Below are 17,177 nucleotides of genomic sequence, written 5' to 3' on the forward strand. Positions count from 1 at the left end.
ACGATGCAGGGTGTTACCGGCGGTGCCGGGACGCCGCGGCGAGCAGCGGTTATCCTTGCTGGCGAACACCGATGTCGGAGAACCCGTGAGCGAGTCCGCCCTCCAATCCCTGTGGCTGTGCGAGGCTGTGCGCCTGCGCGAGGAACAGGTCGGCCCCCTGGAAGACAGCGAGGCCAATCGCCGTGCCATCGTCGGCGGTGGCGACCTCGCCCAGCGCCTGCAGCACCGTGCGCTGCTGCTGGCCGAACGCGACGGCCAGCGCGCTGCCCTGCGTACCTGGAACCAGGGCGCACGCCTGGCCATCTATCTGCTGCTGGCCCTGGCGCTGTTCACTGGCGCTGGCCTGGCCTTTGCCGCGCTGGGCGACGGGCAGCGCCCGGTCAACGTGTTCTGGGCCCTGGCCAGCCTGCTCGGTCTGCACCTGATTACCCTGATCGGCTGGGCGCTGGCGTTCTTCGCCGGCGGCGAGGCAGCCGGGGCGCTGGGTCGTCTGTGGCTGTGGCTGAGCGGCAAGCTCGCCCGCGACGCCCATGCTGCTCAACTGGCGCCTGCCCTGCTGGTCCTGCTGGATCGGCAGAAACTCACACGCTGGGCGCTCGGCCTGCTGGTCCATGGCCTGTGGCTCGTCGCGCTGACGACCGCGCTGGGCGTGATGCTGGCGCTGCTGGCGACGCGGCGCTACGGCTTTGTCTGGGAGACCACCATCCTTGGCGGTGACACCTTCATCGCGCTGACCCACGGGCTTGGCGCACTGCCGTCGCTGCTCGGCTTCCCGCAGCCGGATTCCGATCTGGTGCGCGCCAGCGGCGATGCCCTGGTGGCCAGTGAAAACGCGCGCCACGCCTGGGCCGGCTGGCTGGTGGGTATCCTGCTGGTGTATGGCGTGCTGCTACGCGGCGCGCTCTGGCTGCTCTGCCTGTGGCGCTGGAAGCGCGGGCGCGCGCAGCTGGCGCTGGATGTCTCGCTGCCCGGCTACGCCCTGCTGCGCGAACGCCTGATGCCAGCCAGCGAACGGCTGGGCGTCAGCGATGCCGCGCCGGATGAGCTGATCGAACCACAAGCGCAGTTGCCGGCGTCCACCGCCGATGGCGCATTGCTGGTCTCCATCGAACTGCTGGACCGAGCCAACTGGCCGCCGAAGCTGCCGGAGGGGATTGCCAATGCCGGCGACCTCGACGACGGCGCCCAGCGTCGCCGCCTGCTGGAGCAACTGACCCGCTACCCGCCGGCGCGCCTGGTGATCGCCTGCGACCCGCGCCGTTCGCCGGACCGCGGCACCCTGGCGTTGATCGCCGAACTGTCGCGCTGCGCCGCCGCCACCCGCGTCTGGCTGCTGCAGGCGCCGCCGGGCGAAGCGCTGGACGCCGAGCGCCTGGGCGACTGGCACGCCGGCATCGAACGCCTGAATTTGCCTCACACCTCGGCATCCCCGCTGGGTTGGCTGGAGACCGGGCATGACTGATGCGCTGAAACTGGCCGTGGTCGGCCACACCAACGTCGGCAAGACCTCGCTGCTGCGGACCCTGACCCGCGACGTGGGCTTTGGTGAGGTATCCCATCGCCCCAGTACCACGCGGCATGTGGAAGGCGCACGGTTGTCGGTGGATGGCGAGCCGCTGCTGGAGCTGTACGACACGCCGGGTTTGGAGGACGCCATCGCCCTGCGCGATTTCCTCGACGGCCTGGAGCGCCCCGGCGAACGCCTGGATGGCCCGGAGAAACTCCGTCGTTTCCTCGACGGTAGCGAAGCCCGCGGCCGCTTCGAGCAGGAAGCCAAGGTGCTGCGCCAGTTGCTCGCCTCCGACGCGGGCCTCTACGTGATCGACGCCCGCGAACCAGTGCTGGCCAAGTACCGCGACGAACTGGCGGTGCTAGCCGCCTGCGCCCGGCCGCTGCTGCCGGTGCTGAATTTCGTCGCCAGCCCGCAGCATCGTGAAGAGCAGTGGCGCGAGGCGCTGTCCCGTCTCGGTCTGCACGCGCTGGTGCGCTTCGACAGCGTGGCGCCGCCGCTGGATGGTGAACGCCGCCTCTACGAAAGCCTGGCGCTGCTGCTGGAGCGTGCGCGGCCGCAGCTGGACCGGCTGGTGGCCGATCACGAAGCGCAAGCCGTTGCTCGCCGCGAGGCCGGTGCGCGGCTGATCGCCGAACTGCTGGTGGATGTCGCCGCCTGCCGCCAACTGGTGCCGGCCGGCGATGCGGCAGTGCGCGCCGCCACCGAGACGCTGCGCAACCAGGTGCGCCAGCGCGAAGACAGCTGCGTGAAGGCGCTGCTCAGCCTCTACGCCTTCCGCAAGGACGATGCCCGCGCGGCTGATCTGCCATTGATGGACGGCCGCTGGGGCGATGACCTGTTCAACCCGGAAACCCTGCGCCAACTCGGTATTCGCCTGAGTGGCGGTGTTGCGGCGGGCGCGGCAGCGGGAGCGGGTATCGATCTGCTGGTCGGTGGCCTGACCCTCGGCGCGGCGACCGCATTGGGCGCCATTGCCGGCGGCGCCTGGCAGACCGTCGGCCATTACGGCCAGCGCCTGCTGGGCAAGCTCAAGGGCAGCCGCGAACTGTCGGTGGATGACGGCGTGCTGCGCCTGTTGGCGCTGCGCCAACGGCAACTGCTGGCGGCGTTGCAGACCCGTGGGCACGCGGCGGTGGAGGCGATTCACCTGCAGTCGCCGGAAGACAAGCAATGGCGCGAAGGCAAGCTGCCCGAGGCGCTGCGCAAGGCGCGGGCGCATCCGGAGTGGTCGAGCCTCAATGGCAAGCGGCGCGCGGAGAAGACCGAGCGGCAGGAGGCGGTGGCGCAGTTGGCCGCGCAGTTGCTCGAACCATAAGCCCACCGTCAATTTGCAAAATCGACATGGCTGGCGCCCCCTCACCCTAACCCTCTCCCAGAGGGAGAGGGGACCGAACGGTGCAGGGAGAACCAACAGTATCAGCCGGTACGATCTGCCCCCTCTCCCTCTGGGAGAGGGCTGGGGTGAGGGCAAGGCATGAGCGCCGAATTTACCTGTAGGAGCGAGCTTGCTCGCGAACGCTCTCAGACGAGTGAAACCATCTCCACCCTTGGCTGCCCGTCGACAATCTCCAGGATCGCCAAGGCAACCGGCAACTTGAACCGCCTCGGCCCTGCACTCCCCGGATTCAGGTACAGCACCCCAGCACGCACCTCGTTCAGCGGCTTGTGCGAATGCCCCGCCAGCACCACGTCGATGCCTTCGGCCGCAGGATCAATGGCCAACTGCTTGAGGTCGTGGATCAGGTAGAGCCGCAGCCCGCCCAGCTCCAGCAGCAAGGTCTCCGGCAGCGCATCAGCCCAGTCGTCGCTGTCGTTGTTGCCACGCACCACGTCCAGCGGAGCGAGCTCGCGGAGCTCGTCGAGCAGCGAGGCGGGGCCGATATCGCCCAGGTGCAGGATGCGCTGGCAGCCTTGCAGCGCCGCCAGCGCTTCGGGGCGCAGCAGGCCGTGGGTGTCGGCGATGACGCCGATGCGCAGGGAAGTGGTCATGCCAGGGAGCATAAACGACGACGCCACCCGCAGGTGGCGTCGTGGTTGGATCAACCGTTGTGCGAAGCCTTGGCGGCGTCGGACTCGGGCAGGAACCAGTTCAGCAGCAACGCGCAGATGCCGCCGGTGGCGACGCCGGATTCCAGCACGTTGCGGATCGCGTGGGGCATGTGTGCGAGGAACTCCGGCACCTGCGAGATGCCCAGGCCCAGCGCCAGGCTGACGGCGATGATCAGCAGCGCGCGACGGTCCAGATGGGTACCGGCGAGGATGTTGATGCCGGAAGCGGCGACCGCGCCGAACATCACCATCACCGCGCCGCCGAGCACCGGCTCGGGAACGGCCTGGATCACCCCGGCGACGCTGGGGAACAGGCCCAGCACGACGAGCATCGCGGCGATCCACAGGCCGACATGGCGGCTGGCGACGCCAGTCAGCTGGATCACCCCGTTGTTCTGCGCGAACACCGAGCTGGGGAAGGTGTTGAACAGGCCGGCCAGCAGCGAGTTGGCGCCGTTCACCAGCACGCCGCCCTTGATGCGCTGCATCCACAGCGGGCCTTCCACCGGCTGCTTGGAGATCTTGCTGGTGGCGGTGACGTCGCCGATGGCTTCCAGCGAGGTCACCAGGTAGATCACCAGCATCGGGATGAACAGGCTCCAGGAGAAACCCAGGCCGAAGTGCAGCGGCACCGGAACCTGGAAGGCCGGCGCTTCGTGCATGCCGGTGAAGTCCAGGCGGCCCAGGTAGCCGGCCAGCGCGTAGCCCACCGCCAGGGCGATGACGATGGCACCGCTGCGCATCCACACCACCGGGATGCGGTTGAGAATGACGATGATCGCCAGTACCAGGCCCGACAGCATCAGGTTTTCGCCGTTGGCGAAGGTGCCGTTGGCCATGGCGGAGAAGCCGCCACCCATGCTGATCAGGCCGACCTTGATCAGGGTGAGGCCGATCATCAGCACCACGATGCCGGTGACCAGCGGGGTGATCAGGCGCTTCACGAATGGCAGGATGCGCGACACGCCCATTTCCACGAAGGAGCCGGCCATTACCACGCCGAAGATCGCTGCCATGACGGCTTCCACCGGCGTGCCGCTCTTCACCATCAGCGCTCCGCCGGCGATCAGCGGGCCGACGAAGTTGAAGCTGGTGCCCTGGACGATCAGCAGCCCCGCGCCGAACGGCCCGAAGCGCCTGCACTGGACGAAGGTGGCGATGCCGGAGATCACCAGCGACATCGACACGATCAGGTTGGTGTCGCGCGGCGACACGCCCAGCGCCTGGCAGATCAGCAGGCCCGGGGTGACGATCGGCACGATGATCGCCAGCAGGTGCTGCAGCGCCGCGAGCAGGGCGATGGGCAGGGCAGGGCGGTCTTCCAGGCCGTAGACCAGGTCGGGCTGATCCTGGGCGGCGGACGGGTTCTCGAGGGAGCTCATGGGCGGCGGTCCGGGAAAAAAGAGCGCGATTTTACTGGCCCGGAGCGGGATCGCACAGTGCCATGAGGCAAGGAGGGATAAATGGAGAAGGCTGTTTTCCTACGTACTGGCTGGGCAGGTGCCGCGCAGGGCCTTCGGCGAAGGAGAAAAGTGCTGAATTTTCAACAGGCTGTGCGGACGCCTCTGAATGTTTTAACCCGTTGGCGTGACTTCACTGGAATGCATCCGGAGCCATTCGGGGTTCCGGCCCAATCCCTGGGAGCATGCAAATGCATAAGCAACAACGTGGCTTCACTCTGATTGAGCTGATGATCGTGGTGGCGATCATCGGGATTCTGGCTTCGGTTTCCTTGCCCTTGTATTCGGACTATTCGTCCCGGTCGAAAGCAGCGGCCGCGATGACTGAGATTTCCGGTGTTAAAACCGCAGTTGGCCTGTGCATCGCGGAAGTGGGCTCCACGAAGGGGTGTGACGCCGGAGCCTATGGGATTCCAGAAAAATTCGACGTGACCACCAATATCACGGGTGATTATTCGGTGAAGGACGGGGTCATCAAGTTCAAGACCAGTGCGACCGATAGCAAGGGGAAGGAACTTGAGCTGGAAATGAAGCCCAAGGCAGATACCAAATCGAGCCTGATCTGGGAGGTGTCGGGCACCATCTGCGACGCCGAGCGTGGCATCAAGCCCGGTACGGGCGGTTGTGCCAAGACCGACTCGAAGGACGGTTGATCTCCTGGTTTCATCGCGCACAAAAAAGCCCGGCATTCGCCGGGCTTTTTCATCTCACCGCCTGACTCAACCGTCCAGCAGCGACTTGTCGCGCACTGCGCCCTTGTCGGCGCTGGTGGCCAGCAGGGCGTAGGCCTTCAGCGCGGTGCTCACCTTGCGCGCGCGCGGCTGTGCCGGCTTCCAGCCTTTCTTGTCCTGCTCGGCGCGGCGGGTGGCCAGTTCTTCATCGCTCACCAGCAGGTTGATGCTGCGGTTGGGGATGTCGATCAGTACCTTGTCGCCGTCCTGCACCAGGCCGATGGCGCCGCCCGCGGCGGCTTCCGGCGAGGCGTGGCCGATGGACAGGCCCGAGGTGCCGCCGGAGAAGCGGCCGTCGGTGAGCAGGGCGCATTCCTTACCCAGGCCCTTGGATTTCAGGTAGCTGGTCGGATAGAGCATTTCCTGCATGCCCGGGCCGCCTTTCGGGCCTTCGTAGCGGATGATCACGATGTCGCCCGGCTTCACTTCGTCGGCGAGGATGCCCTTCACGGCGCCGTCCTGGCTTTCGAAGATCTTTGCGCGGCCTTCGAACACGTGGATGGATTCGTCCACGCCAGCGGTCTTCACCACGCAACCGTCGAGGGCGATGTTGCCGTACAACACGGCCAGGCCGCCTTCCTGGGAGTAGGCGTGCTCGACGCTGCGGATGCAGCCTTCGGCGCGGTCGTCGTCCAGGGTGTCCCAGCGGGTGCTCTGGCTGAACGCCACCTGGGTCGGGATGCCGGCAGGGCCGGCCTTGAAGAAGGTGTGGACCTTCTCGTCCCGGGTCTGGGTGATGTCCCACTGGGCGATGGCGTCGGCCATGCTCGGGCTGTGCACGGTCGGCACGTCGGTGTGCAGCAGGCCGCCACGGGACAGTTCGCCGAGAATGGAGAAGATGCCGCCGGCGCGGTGCACGTCTTCCATGTGGTACTTCTGGATGTTCGGCGCCACCTTGCACAGCTGCGGCACCTTGCGCGACAGGCGATCGATGTCGCGCAGGTCGAAGGCGATCTCCGCCTCCTGCGCTGCGGCCAGCAGGTGCAGGATGGTGTTGGTCGAACCGCCCATGGCGATGTCCAGGGTCATGGCGTTCTCGAACGCCTTGAAGCTGGCGACGTTGCGCGGCAGTACGGACTCATCGCCCTCGCCGTAGTAGCGCTGGCAGAGCTCGACGGCCAGGCGGCCGGCGCGCAGGAACAGCTGCTCGCGGTCGGAGTGGGTCGCCAGGGTGGAGCCGTTGCCGGGCAGGCCGAGGCCGAGGGCTTCGACCAGGCAGTTCATCGAGTTGGCGGTGAACATGCCGGAGCAGGAACCGCAGGTCGGGCAGGCGCTGCGCTCGTACTCGGCGACTTTTTCGTCGGAGCAGGAGTCGTCGGCGGCAACCACCATGGCGTCGACCAGGTCCAGACCGTGGTTGGCCAGCTTGGTCTTGCCGGCTTCCATCGGGCCGCCGGAGACGAACACCACCGGGATGTTCAGGCGCAGGGCGGCCATCAGCATGCCGGGGGTGATCTTGTCGCAGTTGGAGATGCAGACGATGGCGTCGGCGCAGTGGGCGTTGACCATGTATTCCACGGAGTCGGCGATGATCTCGCGCGACGGCAGGGAATAGAGCATGCCGTCATGGCCCATGGCGATGCCGTCGTCCACGGCGATGGTGTTGAATTCCTTGGCCACGCCGCCGTGTTTTTCGATCTCGCGGGCGACCAGTTGGCCCAGGTCCTTCAGGTGCACGTGGCCGGGCACGAACTGGGTGAAGGAGTTGGCGATGGCGATGATCGGTTTCTTGAAGTCTTCGTCCTTCATCCCGGTGGCGCGCCAGAGGGCACGGGCGCCGGCCATGTTGCGGCCATGGGTGGAGGTTTTCGAGCGGTAATCGGGCATGACAGGTTCCTGCGCATCAGGTCACGGTGGGAGTCGATCCGGGTCTTCTGTGCGGCGGCGTACAGCGGGTAGGGCTGGCCGGCGAGACCTTGAGCAGACTCTAAGTCGTATCGTGAGCGCGGTACGCACCGGATGCAAACAGCAGATGGCCTTGCATGGGCGAGGTCGGCGCGGGGCGTGGCGGGGTCACCGCCTGCTCGGCCGGGGCTCACAGGCCCGCCGGGGGATAAATGGCAGGAATGAGCCGGATTCTACGCCGGCCCTTGCCGCCAGGGAAAGGCTGGCGGTCGGCGCGGGCCATAGACTTTCGCCGCGCTGGCGTGGTCAGAATGGCCATTGAGGCTTTTCGATCCCGTTCGTTGAAGGAGCAACCCCATGAAAGTCATCTCCGTCGCCCTACTGGCCGCGCTCTGCGTTGGTAGCGTGCAGGCCTCGTCCGACGCGGCCTGGCAGGCGCAGGACAAGCAGCAGCGCGAGGCCTGCCTGGCGCTGAGCCATCTGCAGAACAAGAAGGTGCTGGGCGCGCCGGTGTTGTTCGACGATAGCGTCGGCTATACGGCACTGATGATCGGCGGTCGCTACCCGCAGAAACATATGCAGGGCAAGCAGGGCCGCGAGCTGTGCCTGTTCCAGCGCAGCACCGGCAAGGCGGTGATCAGCGAAGCGGATTCGCTGATGCCGGTGAAGTAAGGGGGTGAGGGACCTTATCTCGTAGGGCGCATAACGCCCCTGGTGTTATCCGCCGACTCGTGGATGGAGCCGGCGGATAAAGCGTTCCGCTTTACGCGCCCTACTTTACTGAAATGATGCAGCGTTGCCGGTCGTAGGGTGCATAACGCCTCAAGCGTTATCCGCCGTCCGCCGTTGAAACGAAAAACGGGGCGCCTTCTATCTGGAGGCGCCCCGTTTTCGGGCTGAACCGTCTTAGCCGTTGGGCAGCAGGCGCACGGTCAGGCTCTTGATGTAGCGGGTTTCCGGGATTGCCAGGTGGACCGGATGGTCCGGGCCCTGGCCGCCGCGCTCGAGCAGCTGGATGTTGCGGTCCAGGTGGCGGGCGCTGCCCAGCAGGATGTTCTGCAGGTCGTCCTCGGGCAGGTGCATCGAGCAGGAGGCGCTGACCAGCACGCCGTCCTTGGACAGCAGGCGCATGGCCTGTTCGTTGAGGCGGCGGTAGGCGGCCTCGCCGTTCTTCAGGTCCTTCTTGCGCTTGATGAAGGCGGGCGGGTCGGCAACGATCACATCGAAGCGTTCGTCGGCGGCCTTCAGTTCGCGCAGGGCATCGAACACGTCACCTTCCACGCAGGCGACTTTCTCGGCCAGGCCGTTGAGGGTGGCGTTGCGCTCGACGCCATCCAGGGCGAAGCCGGAGGCGTCGACGCACATCACTTCGCTGGCGCCGAAGGCCGCCGCCTGGATGCCCCAGCCGCCGATGTAGCTGAACAGGTCGAGCACGCGCTTGCCCTGCACATAGGGCTGCAGGCGCGCGCGGTTCATGCGGTGGTCGTAGAACCAGCCGGTCTTCTGGCCAGCCAATACCGGGGCTTCGAACTTCACGCCGTTCTCTTCCAGGCCGACCCATTCCGGGACTTCGCCGTAGGCGTTCTCGACGTAGCGCTCAAGGCCTTCGGCATCGCGGGCGCTGGAGTCGTTCTTCCACAGCACGGCGCTGGGCTTGAGCACCTGCAGCAGGGCGGCGAGGACGTCGTCGCGGTGCTTCTCCATGGTCGCCGAGGCGAGCTGGACTACCAGCACGTCGCCGAAACGGTCGACCACCAGGCCCGGCAGCAGGTCGGCGTCACCATAGACGAGGCGGTAGAACGGCTTGTCGAACAGGCGCTCACGCAGGCTCAGGGCCACGTTCAGGCGGTGAACCAGCAGGGATTTGTCGAGAACGTGCTTGGTATCGCGGGAGATCAGGCGGGCACAGATGAGGTTGTTCGGGCTCATCGCGACGATGCCCAGCGGCTTGCCGTTGGCCATTTCGAGGATGGCCTGTTCGCCGGCGCCGAATCCGTTCAGCGGGGTGGCGGCGACGTCCACCTCATTGCTGTAGACCCACAGGTGGCCGGCGCGCAGGCGGCGCTCGGCGTTGGCTTTCAGACGCAGGCTGGGCAGGGTCATGGGGAAGGGCTCCGGCAAAAGAGCGGGATTATAGCGCAGCGACGTGCGCCGCCGGAGCGCGGCGCACGGGCTTTTGATCGGCGGCGTTCAGGCGGCCAGGGTTTCGATCAGCTGTTTGTTGAAGGCGGGGATATCATCGGGCTTGCGGCTGCTGATCAGCAGGCCGTCCTTGACCACCTGGCGGTCGACCCAGTGGCCGCCGGCATTGTTGATGTCGTCCTTGAGCGAGTTCCAGCTGGTCAGGGTCTTGCCCCTCACCAGCCCGGCCGATACCAGCAGCCAGGCGCCATGGCAGATCACGGCGATGGGTTTGTCGGCCCCGGCGGCCTTCTGCACGATTTCCTGGGCCTTGGGCAGGTTGCGGATCTGGTCGGCGTTGATCACGCCGCCGGGCAGCAGCACCGCGTCATAGTCATCGATGCGGGCGGTCTCGAAGGTGCCGTCGACCTTGAAGTTGTCCGCCGGCTTGTCGTGGTGCCAGCCGCGTACCTTGTCGGTACTGTCGGAGAGGATTTTCACCTTGGCGCCGGCCTCCTCGAGCGCCTCGCGCGGGCCGGTCAGTTCGACCTGCTCGAAGCCGTCGGTGACCAGGATGGCAATGGTCTTGCCTTTGAGTGTCTGGCTCATGGCTTGTCTCCCATTTCTTCCGCTTGGGTGTAAAGGTTCCGACACAGCTGCCGATGAAAGTTCAATCAAAAGCAGACGTTCCAGAAGCCTCGGCTCTGGGTAAACTGTGCGCCCCGTCAACTTTTCACAGCGCGCCCCATGTCCCAAGAACTCTCCGCCGAACAGATCCGTCAGGCCCTGCAGGGCATCAGCGTGCCGCCACAGCCGCAGATCATGGTTGACCTGCAGATGGAGCAGTTCATGCCCAACCCCGACCTGAAGGCGATCGCCAAGCTGATCAGCCAGGACCCGGGGCTGTCCGGTGCACTGCTGAAACTGGTGAATTCACCGTTCTTCGGCCTGGCCAATCGCATCACCTCGATCCAGCGCGCGGTGAACCTGCTGGGCAGCCGCTCGGTGATCAACCTGATCAACGCCCAGTCGATCAAGGGCGAGATGACCGACGCCACCATCGTCACTCTCAACCGCTTCTGGGACACCGCCCAGGACGTCGCCATGAGTTGCCTGACCCTGGCCAAGCGCATCGGCTACGAATCGGTGGACGAGGCCTATGCGCTGGGGTTGTTCCACAACTGCGGCATCCCGCTGATGCTCAAGCGCTTCCCGCACTACATGGCGGTGCTGGAGGAGGCCTATGCCAGCGCGAGCGACGAGCGTCGGGTGGTGGATACCGAGAACCGCGTGCTGAACACCAACCACGCGGTGGTCGGCTACTTCACCGCGCGCTCCTGGCGCTTGCCGGAGCACGTCTGCGAAGCGATCGCCAACCATCACAACGCGCTGTCGATCTTCAGTGACGACAACTCCCGCGATACCCAGCTGAAGAACCTGCTGGCGATCCTCAAGATGGCCGAGCACATCTGCGGCTCCTACCGCGTACTGGGCAACCAGGACGAGGACCACGAATGGGAGAGCGTGCGCGCGCTGGTACTGGACTACGTCGGCCTCACCGAGTACGACTTCGAGAACCTCAAGGGCAGCATTCTCGAACTGGGTGTGGGGCAGGGAACTTACTGATCTGGCGCCCCGAAGCGGCGGGTAGCGATCGCGGATAAATCCGCTCCTACTCGGCCGGTCGGACCTCCAGGTGTCCCTGTAGGAGCGAGCTTGCTCGCGAACGAATTTTCCCGACGACGACGGCGTTGAGCGGTTCGCGAGCGAGCTCGCTCCTACACATTTACCGACACGCCCTGTGACTCGTCAGGCATGAAAAAGCCGGGCATCTGCCCGGCTTTTTCGTTCAACGTCGGTGATCAGTCGATCATGTCGCTGAAACGCTCGTCCTTCTTGTAGGCGATGGTCTGGCTGAAGCCGGGGACCTGGATGCCCCGGTCGCTGATCTCGATGGCCTGCTCGTCGATCATGTCGTTGCCGAAGTTGTAGATGATGTCGAAACGGCCCTGGGTCGCGGCTTCGTCGTACTGGCGGGCGGCGGCGCGGGTGGCTTCGCGGCGTGCCTGGTAGTCGTTGAAGGCCGCATCGCCGTGGCGCTTGCGCAGCATCTTCTCGGTGACGGCCGGGGACAGCAGCACACCGGTGGCGTTGTTGCCGCCGAAGCCCTTGGAATTGATGAAGCAGACTTCCAGGTCGTCGCGGCGCACATCGCTGTTGGACAGGGCGATGTGATCCTTGAAGACATCGTCGGCGAACTTGTCGACGGTCTTGATGCCGGGAATCACACCGTAGCGGAAGGTGCCCAGGGCAGAGATCAACTGGTCGGCGCTGGCGGTGGCCAGGGAGTGGCCGACGAAGGCTTTCACTGCGGTGACCGGCCAGCCTTCGATGCCGAAGGCGGTGGCGACGCGGTCGAGGATTTCCGACTCGGTCACGCGGTTGGCCGGGGTACTGGAGCCGTGGGCGTGGACGAAGCTGTGCTGGCGCACGCTTTTCTCGCCAACGATCTGCGCGGCGGCGGCCACGGCCTTGGCCATGGTCAGGTAGTTGCCCGGGCCGGGAGCGGAAATGGACTTCTTGAAGCCGTCGGCGTTGATGAACACGTCCGGCACCGAACCATGGATATCGGCGCCCAGCTCCAGGGCCAGGGCGTCGTCCATCAACACCACGTACTGCGCGGACTCCGCCAGGGAGAAACCGCAGTTGTCGCCGAACGGGCGGCTGGCGCGGCGGAAGTCGACGTCGTCGCGGCCTTCGATCAGGCGCAGGCCTTCCTCGGTGGCCAGCGCGCCCATGGCGGCGTAGCCCTCGATGATTTCCGAGGTGATCGGCGCCTCGGCGTTGCCGACGATGGCCACGCGGGCCTGGCCGGTGGTGATGACGTCGATGCCTTTCTGCAGGTTGTACAGGAAAGTCGCGCAGGCGCCGGTGACGCTGCCGGTCATGCCGACACTGCCGAGCACGTAGGCGTTGATGAAGTCGGTGGGCATGCTGTTGAAGCCCAGCGGCAGCTGCTTGGCCGACACGCGGTGGCCGCGCAGGCGCGATTGCAGCAGGCCGCCGAAGCCGTTCTCGTCCAGCTGGCTCATGATGCTGCTGGAGAATACGGCGATTTCGTCGGGTTGCACCGCGTTGCAGATGGTCTGCCAATCGATGCCGGTGGAGCGCACGGCGTCGGTGGCGGCGACCACGGACATCTGCAGGCCGCGTGGGTGGAAGCGCGAGTTGTACAACTCGCCCGGCTCGAAGCCGGTGGGCAGTTGGCCGGCGGATTTCACCGGCAGCGCACGGTAGCTGTCGACCTTGAATTCGCAGCTGTCGTGCAGGGTGACGCGAACTTCACCGCCTTCGAGCTCTTCCACCGACCAGTTGGCCGGCAGTGGCTCGGGCAGTTGCTTGCGCAGGGTGCTGAAGCTCACCGGGTTGCCGGCGGCATTGACGGTCAGGCTCTTGTGGCAATGCGCGGCGTCGACGTCGAGGTATTGCAGCTCGATGCGGCGGATCAGGGTGGACTGGCGAATCTGCTGCTCGAAACGTTGCTCGATGGCAGCCAGATCTAGGGCGTTGCCGTCGGCATCCTGGTATTGGCCGTCGACGACCTTGACCAGCTTCATCATCACCGCGAGGCCGGCGAGGGTTTCCTGGCGGGCGGCGGGCTCCATGGATTCGAGGACGGTGCGGCGGAACCCATGGTGGAAGGAACTGCGGCCAGCCGCGTTATATCCACCAAAACCAACGATGACCGGTAGTCGAGACATCTCTCGGAAACTCCTTCAGCAAGTGCATCTTGTGCGACTGGGCGCCAGTTGCGCATGGAGGCGCGGCCCGGTGGCACAAAGCCAGGCGGTGGCTTCTAGTGATTCGAATGCTTTAGCTGACGAGGATCATGACCGCCGAGTCACGCTCGCGCCAGGAATTGTCGGAAGAAGGCGACGAGTTTCCAGGCAGATCGCTCAGGGGACTCTGAACGAAAACGGGAGCCGTTCCGGGCTCCCGTTTCGATATTGCCTTTGCTGAGGGCAGGGCTTAACGGTACTCGATGCCAGCCTTTTTGGTGCTGACGCGGGTGCCGGATTCGCCTTTGGTGATAGCGACGATGTTTTCCAGCGAGCCGATCACTGCATCTTTACCGGTGGCGCGGGCGAACTCGATGGCCGCCATGACCTTCGGACCCATGGAGCCGGCGGCGAAGCCGAGGCGTTCCAGTTCGTCCGGGTGGGCCTGGGCGATGCCTTTCTGGGTCGGTTTGCCCCAGTCGATGTAGGCGGCGTCCACGTCGGTGGCGATGATCAGGATGTCAGCCGACAGCTCCTGGGCCAGCAGCGAGGAGCAGAGGTCCTTGTCGATCACCGCTTCGACGCCGGAGAGTTTCTTGCCGGATTCGTCGTACATGGTCGGGATGCCGCCGCCGCCTGCGCAGATGACGATGGTGCCTTTCTCCAGCAGCCACTTGACTGGGCGGATCTCGAAGATGCGCTTCGGACGCGGGCTGGCGACCACGCGGCGGAACTTGTCGCCGTCCGGGGCGATGCTCCAGCCCTTCTCCTTGGCGAGGGCTTCTGCCTCTTCCTTGGAGTAGACCGGGCCGATGGGCTTGGTCGGGTTCTGGAAGGCCGGGTCCTTGGCGTCGACTTCGACCTGGGTGAGGATGGTGGCGAACGGTACTTCGAACGGCAGCAGGTTGCCCATTTCCTGTTCGATCATGTAGCCGATCATGCCTTCGGTCTCGGCGCCGAGGACATCCAGCGGATAGGGTGCAACCTTGTCGTAGGCAGCGCCCTGCAGGGCCAGGAGGCCGACCTGCGGGCCGTTGCCGTGGGCGATCACCAGCTCGTTGCCGGGAGCGACCTTGGAAATCTGTTCGGCGGCGATCCGAACGTTCAAGCGTTGATTGTCAGCAGTCATGGGCTCGCCACGACGCAGCAGGGCATTACCGCCCAATGCGACGACGATACGCATATTCAGTACCTCCGAAAGAGTGGAAACGCGCCCGGGGCCTGCGCTTCAACGCGGCCCCGGGGCGGCCCGGCATTACATGTCGGCGAGGGTCGATACGAGGATTGCCTTGATGGTGTGCATGCGGTTTTCCGCTTGCTCGAAGGCAATGTTGTACGGGGATTCGAAGACGTCTTCGGTGACTTCGATGCCGTTCTTCAGGTTCGGGTACTTGGCGGCGATTTCCTTGCCGACCTTGGTCTCGCTGTTGTGGAAGGCGGGCAGGCAGTGCATGAACTTCACGCGCGGATTGCCGGCAGCTTTCATCATGTCCATGTTGACCTGATACGGCAGCAGCTCGTTGATGCGTTCGCCCCAGGCTTCCACCGGCTCACCCATGGAAACCCAGACGTCAGTGTGGATGAAGTCCACGCCCTTGACTGCCACTTTCGGGTCTTCGGTGATGGTGATGCGCGCACCGCTTTCTTCAGCGAATTTCTTGCAGGCGGCGACGTGTTCGTCGGTCGGCCAGAGTTCCTTCGGTGCGGCGATACGCACGTCCATGCCGAGCTTGGCGCCGATCAGCAGCAGGGAGTTACCCATGTTGTTGCGGGCGTCACCCAGGTAGGCGTAGCTGATGTCGTGCAGCGGCTTGTCGCTGTGCTCACGCATGGTCAGCACGTCGGCCAGCATCTGGGTCGGGTGGTACTCGTCGGTGAGGCCGTTGAACACCGGAACACCGGCGAACTTGGCCAGCTCCTCGACGATCTCCTGCTTGAAGCCACGGTACTCGATGGCGTCGTACATGCGACCCAGAACGCGGGCGGTGTCCTTCATCGATTCCTTGTGGCCGATCTGCGAGGAGTTCGGGTCGATGTAGGTGACGTTGGCGCCCTGGTCATAGGCGGCGACTTCGAAGGCACAACGGGTGCGGGTCGAGGTCTTTTCGAAGATCAGCGCAATGTTGTTGCCTTTGAGGTGTTGCTGCTCGGTACCGGTGTACTTGGCGCGCTTGAGGTCGCGGGACAGGTCGAGCAGATAGCGCAACTCGCGAGTGCTGTGGTGCATCAGGCTGAGCAGGTTGCGGTTGTGCATATTGAAAGCCATGTTCGTTCTCCTTGTGGGATGGAAAGCTAGGCCTCGTCAGTACAGCTCGTGGCTGGCGGGGCAGGCGGCCCCGGCTAGGGCCGCCTTTTTCAGATCAATGCGCTCTGTTGGAGGTAATTGCGTTCCTGGTGTGACCGCGGATCAATAGTCGATCGGGTCACGGATGATCGGGCAGGTCATGCAGTGACCGCCGCCACGGCCCCGGCCCAGTTCGCCGGCGCTGATGGTGATGACTTCCACACCGGCCTTGCGCAGCAGGGTGTTGGTGTAGGTGTTGCGGTCATAACCAACCACCACGCCCGGTTCCAGGCAGACCACGTTGTTGCCGTCGTCCCACTGCTCGCGCTCGGCGGCGAAGCTGTTGCCGCCGGTTTCGACGACGCGCAGTTTCTTCAGGCCCAGGCTCTCGGCGACGACGGTCATGAAGTCCTTGTCTTCGCGCTGGACGTTGATGCCGTAGGGGCTCTTCTCGTCCGGGCGCAGGGTGAAGGCAACGATCTCTTTCACCACTTCCGGGAAGACAGTGACCAGGTCGCGGTCGCAGAAGGTGAAGACGGTGTCCAGGTGCATCGCGGCGCGGGACTTCGGCAGGCCGGCGACGATGACTTTCTCGGCAGCGCCCTTGGCGAACAGTGCCTGGGCGACCTGGCCGATGGCCTGGCGGGAGGAGCGCTCACCCATACCGATCAGCACGACACCGTTGCCGATGGGCATGACGTCGCCGCCTTCGAGGGTGGACATGCCGTGGTCCTTGTCCGGATCGCCGTACCAGACTTCGAATTCGGCGTTGGTGAATTCCGGGTGGAACTTGTAGATCGCGGTGGTCAGCAGGGTTTCCTGACGTCGCGCCGGCCAGTACATCGGGTTCAGGGTCACACCGCCGTAGATCCAGCAGGTGGTGTCACGAGTGAACTGGGTGTTGGGCAGCGGCGGCAGCAGGAAGCTGGAGTGGCCGAGGTAGTCGCGGTACATCTTCAGCGCTTTCGCGCCTTCGCTTTCCGGGATGTCATCGGAGGCCACGCCACCAATGAGGAATTCAGCCAGCTTGCGGGGCTCCAGGCTTTCCAGCCAGCCACGCAGTTCCTGGGTCAGGCCGACGCCAACGCTGTCGTTGGTGATCTTGCGATCGAGGATCCACTTGAGGGCTTCGGGATTCTGGACGGTCTCGGTCAGCAGGTTGTGCATTTCGAGGACGTCGATGCCACGCTCGCGCATCTTGGTGACGAAGTCGAAGTGGTCACGCTTCGCCTGGTTCACCCAGATAACGTCGTCGAACAGCAACTCGTCGCAGTTGCTCGGGGTCAGGCGTTGGTGGGCGAGTCCGGGCGAGCAGACCATCACTTTGCGTAGTTTGCCAGCTTCAGAATGGACGCCAAGTTTGGTTTTTTCCGTGCTCATGAGATGTCTCCAGGA

The 17,177-nt window shown here is 65.0% G+C and carries 14 protein-coding genes; 5 read left to right on the forward strand and 9 right to left on the reverse strand.

Going from position 1 to position 17,177, the window contains the following annotated elements; all coding sequences use genetic code 11:
- Positions 1-85: 85 nt before the first annotated feature.
- Both N5C91_RS01025 and N5C91_RS01030 read left to right on the forward strand, forming a co-directional pair.
- A complete protein-coding gene (locus tag N5C91_RS01025) occupies positions 86-1,462 on the forward strand; it encodes a DUF2868 domain-containing protein (RefSeq protein ID WP_279827061.1) in 1,377 nt (458 codons plus the stop codon).
- Positions 1,455-2,828, forward strand: coding sequence for a GTPase/DUF3482 domain-containing protein (locus tag N5C91_RS01030; RefSeq protein WP_236199185.1), 1,374 nt, complete (start codon positions 1,455-1,457; stop codon positions 2,826-2,828). The genes N5C91_RS01025 and N5C91_RS01030 overlap by 8 nt, the downstream gene beginning before the upstream one ends.
- Positions 2,829-3,034: 206 nt before the next feature.
- Here the strand turns inward: N5C91_RS01030 and N5C91_RS01035 are convergent, their stop codons facing one another.
- Entirely contained in the window at positions 3,035-3,502 is a 468-nt protein-coding gene (locus N5C91_RS01035) for a metallophosphoesterase family protein (protein WP_279827062.1), read from the reverse strand.
- A gap of 50 nt (positions 3,503-3,552) precedes the next feature.
- Positions 3,553-4,944 carry a nucleobase:cation symporter-2 family protein gene (locus N5C91_RS01040; protein WP_279827064.1) on the reverse strand — a complete coding sequence of 464 codons (1,392 nt, stop codon included), beginning with the start codon at positions 4,942-4,944 and terminating at the stop codon, positions 3,553-3,555.
- A 269-nt stretch (positions 4,945-5,213) separates the two neighbouring features.
- On the opposite strand from N5C91_RS01040, the gene N5C91_RS01045 reads away from it, so the two are divergent.
- Positions 5,214-5,675, forward strand: coding sequence for a prepilin-type N-terminal cleavage/methylation domain-containing protein (locus N5C91_RS01045; protein ID WP_279827066.1), 462 nt, complete (start codon positions 5,214-5,216; stop codon positions 5,673-5,675).
- A gap of 66 nt (positions 5,676-5,741) precedes the next feature.
- Here the strand turns inward: N5C91_RS01045 and ilvD are convergent, their stop codons facing one another.
- Positions 5,742-7,580, reverse strand: a complete 1,839-nt coding sequence (gene ilvD / locus N5C91_RS01050; protein ID WP_279827068.1) for a dihydroxy-acid dehydratase — start codon at positions 7,578-7,580, stop codon at positions 5,742-5,744.
- 375 nt (positions 7,581-7,955) lie between these two features.
- Between ilvD and N5C91_RS01055 the strand changes: the two genes are divergently transcribed.
- The gene (locus N5C91_RS01055; RefSeq protein ID WP_279827070.1) at positions 7,956-8,270 is read left to right on the forward strand and encodes a hypothetical protein; all 315 of its coding nucleotides are present in this window, start codon (positions 7,956-7,958) and stop codon (positions 8,268-8,270) included.
- A gap of 234 nt (positions 8,271-8,504) precedes the next feature.
- On the opposite strand, the gene N5C91_RS01060 is transcribed toward N5C91_RS01055, so the two are convergent.
- Positions 8,505-9,701, reverse strand: coding sequence for a class I SAM-dependent rRNA methyltransferase (locus tag N5C91_RS01060; RefSeq protein ID WP_279827071.1), 1,197 nt, complete (start codon positions 9,699-9,701; stop codon positions 8,505-8,507).
- An 87-nt stretch (positions 9,702-9,788) separates the two neighbouring features.
- Positions 9,789-10,328: a type 1 glutamine amidotransferase gene (locus N5C91_RS01065; protein ID WP_279827072.1), complete on the reverse strand. Its 540-nt coding sequence runs from the start codon at positions 10,326-10,328 to the stop codon at positions 9,789-9,791.
- 192 nt (positions 10,329-10,520) lie between these two features.
- Between N5C91_RS01065 and N5C91_RS01070 the strand changes: the two genes are divergently transcribed.
- The gene (locus tag N5C91_RS01070; RefSeq protein ID WP_236199286.1) at positions 10,521-11,345 is read left to right on the forward strand and encodes an HDOD domain-containing protein; all 825 of its coding nucleotides are present in this window, start codon (positions 10,521-10,523) and stop codon (positions 11,343-11,345) included.
- A gap of 236 nt (positions 11,346-11,581) precedes the next feature.
- Here the strand turns inward: N5C91_RS01070 and N5C91_RS01075 are convergent, their stop codons facing one another.
- The 4 genes from N5C91_RS01075 to arcA form a co-directional block, all read right to left on the reverse strand.
- Positions 11,582-13,480, reverse strand: a complete 1,899-nt coding sequence (locus tag N5C91_RS01075; protein ID WP_279827074.1) for a beta-ketoacyl synthase — start codon at positions 13,478-13,480, stop codon at positions 11,582-11,584.
- A 268-nt stretch (positions 13,481-13,748) separates the two neighbouring features.
- Complete coding sequence (arcC, locus tag N5C91_RS01080; protein WP_054908066.1) at positions 13,749-14,681, reverse strand: carbamate kinase; 933 nt, start codon at positions 14,679-14,681, stop codon at positions 13,749-13,751.
- A 72-nt stretch (positions 14,682-14,753) separates the two neighbouring features.
- On the reverse strand, positions 14,754-15,764 hold the full coding sequence (locus N5C91_RS01085; protein ID WP_045215705.1) for an ornithine carbamoyltransferase: 1,011 nt from the start codon (positions 15,762-15,764) through the stop codon (positions 14,754-14,756).
- A 141-nt stretch (positions 15,765-15,905) separates the two neighbouring features.
- A complete protein-coding gene (gene arcA, locus N5C91_RS01090; protein WP_045215707.1) occupies positions 15,906-17,162 on the reverse strand; it encodes an arginine deiminase in 1,257 nt (418 codons plus the stop codon).
- Positions 17,163-17,177 lie beyond the last annotated feature (15 nt).

Source organism: Pseudomonas sp. GD03903 (assembly GCF_029840045.1).
GTDB lineage: Bacteria > Pseudomonadota > Gammaproteobacteria > Pseudomonadales > Pseudomonadaceae > Pseudomonas > Pseudomonas pseudonitroreducens.

What these genes read in the sequence shown, in the direction of transcription:
- N5C91_RS01030 (WP_236199185.1), top strand. Translation starts at nt 1,455, where the DNA reads ATGACTGATGCGCTGAAACTGGCCGTGGTCGGCCACACCAACGTCGGC.
- N5C91_RS01035 (WP_279827062.1), bottom strand. Translation starts at nt 3,502, where the DNA reads ATGACCACTTCCCTGCGCATCGGCGTCATCGCCGACACCCACGGCCTG.
- N5C91_RS01040 (WP_279827064.1), bottom strand. Translation starts at nt 4,944, where the DNA reads ATGAGCTCCCTCGAGAACCCGTCCGCCGCCCAGGATCAGCCCGACCTG.
- N5C91_RS01045 (WP_279827066.1), top strand. Translation starts at nt 5,214, where the DNA reads ATGCATAAGCAACAACGTGGCTTCACTCTGATTGAGCTGATGATCGTG.
- ilvD (WP_279827068.1), bottom strand. Translation starts at nt 7,580, where the DNA reads ATGCCCGATTACCGCTCGAAAACCTCCACCCATGGCCGCAACATGGCC.
- N5C91_RS01055 (WP_279827070.1), top strand. Translation starts at nt 7,956, where the DNA reads ATGAAAGTCATCTCCGTCGCCCTACTGGCCGCGCTCTGCGTTGGTAGC.
- N5C91_RS01060 (WP_279827071.1), bottom strand. Translation starts at nt 9,701, where the DNA reads ATGACCCTGCCCAGCCTGCGTCTGAAAGCCAACGCCGAGCGCCGCCTG.
- N5C91_RS01065 (WP_279827072.1), bottom strand. Translation starts at nt 10,328, where the DNA reads ATGAGCCAGACACTCAAAGGCAAGACCATTGCCATCCTGGTCACCGAC.
- N5C91_RS01075 (WP_279827074.1), bottom strand. Translation starts at nt 13,480, where the DNA reads ATGTCTCGACTACCGGTCATCGTTGGTTTTGGTGGATATAACGCGGCT.
- arcC (WP_054908066.1), bottom strand. Translation starts at nt 14,681, where the DNA reads ATGCGTATCGTCGTCGCATTGGGCGGTAATGCCCTGCTGCGTCGTGGC.
- N5C91_RS01085 (WP_045215705.1), bottom strand. Translation starts at nt 15,764, where the DNA reads ATGGCTTTCAATATGCACAACCGCAACCTGCTCAGCCTGATGCACCAC.
- arcA (WP_045215707.1), bottom strand. Translation starts at nt 17,162, where the DNA reads ATGAGCACGGAAAAAACCAAACTTGGCGTCCATTCTGAAGCTGGCAAA.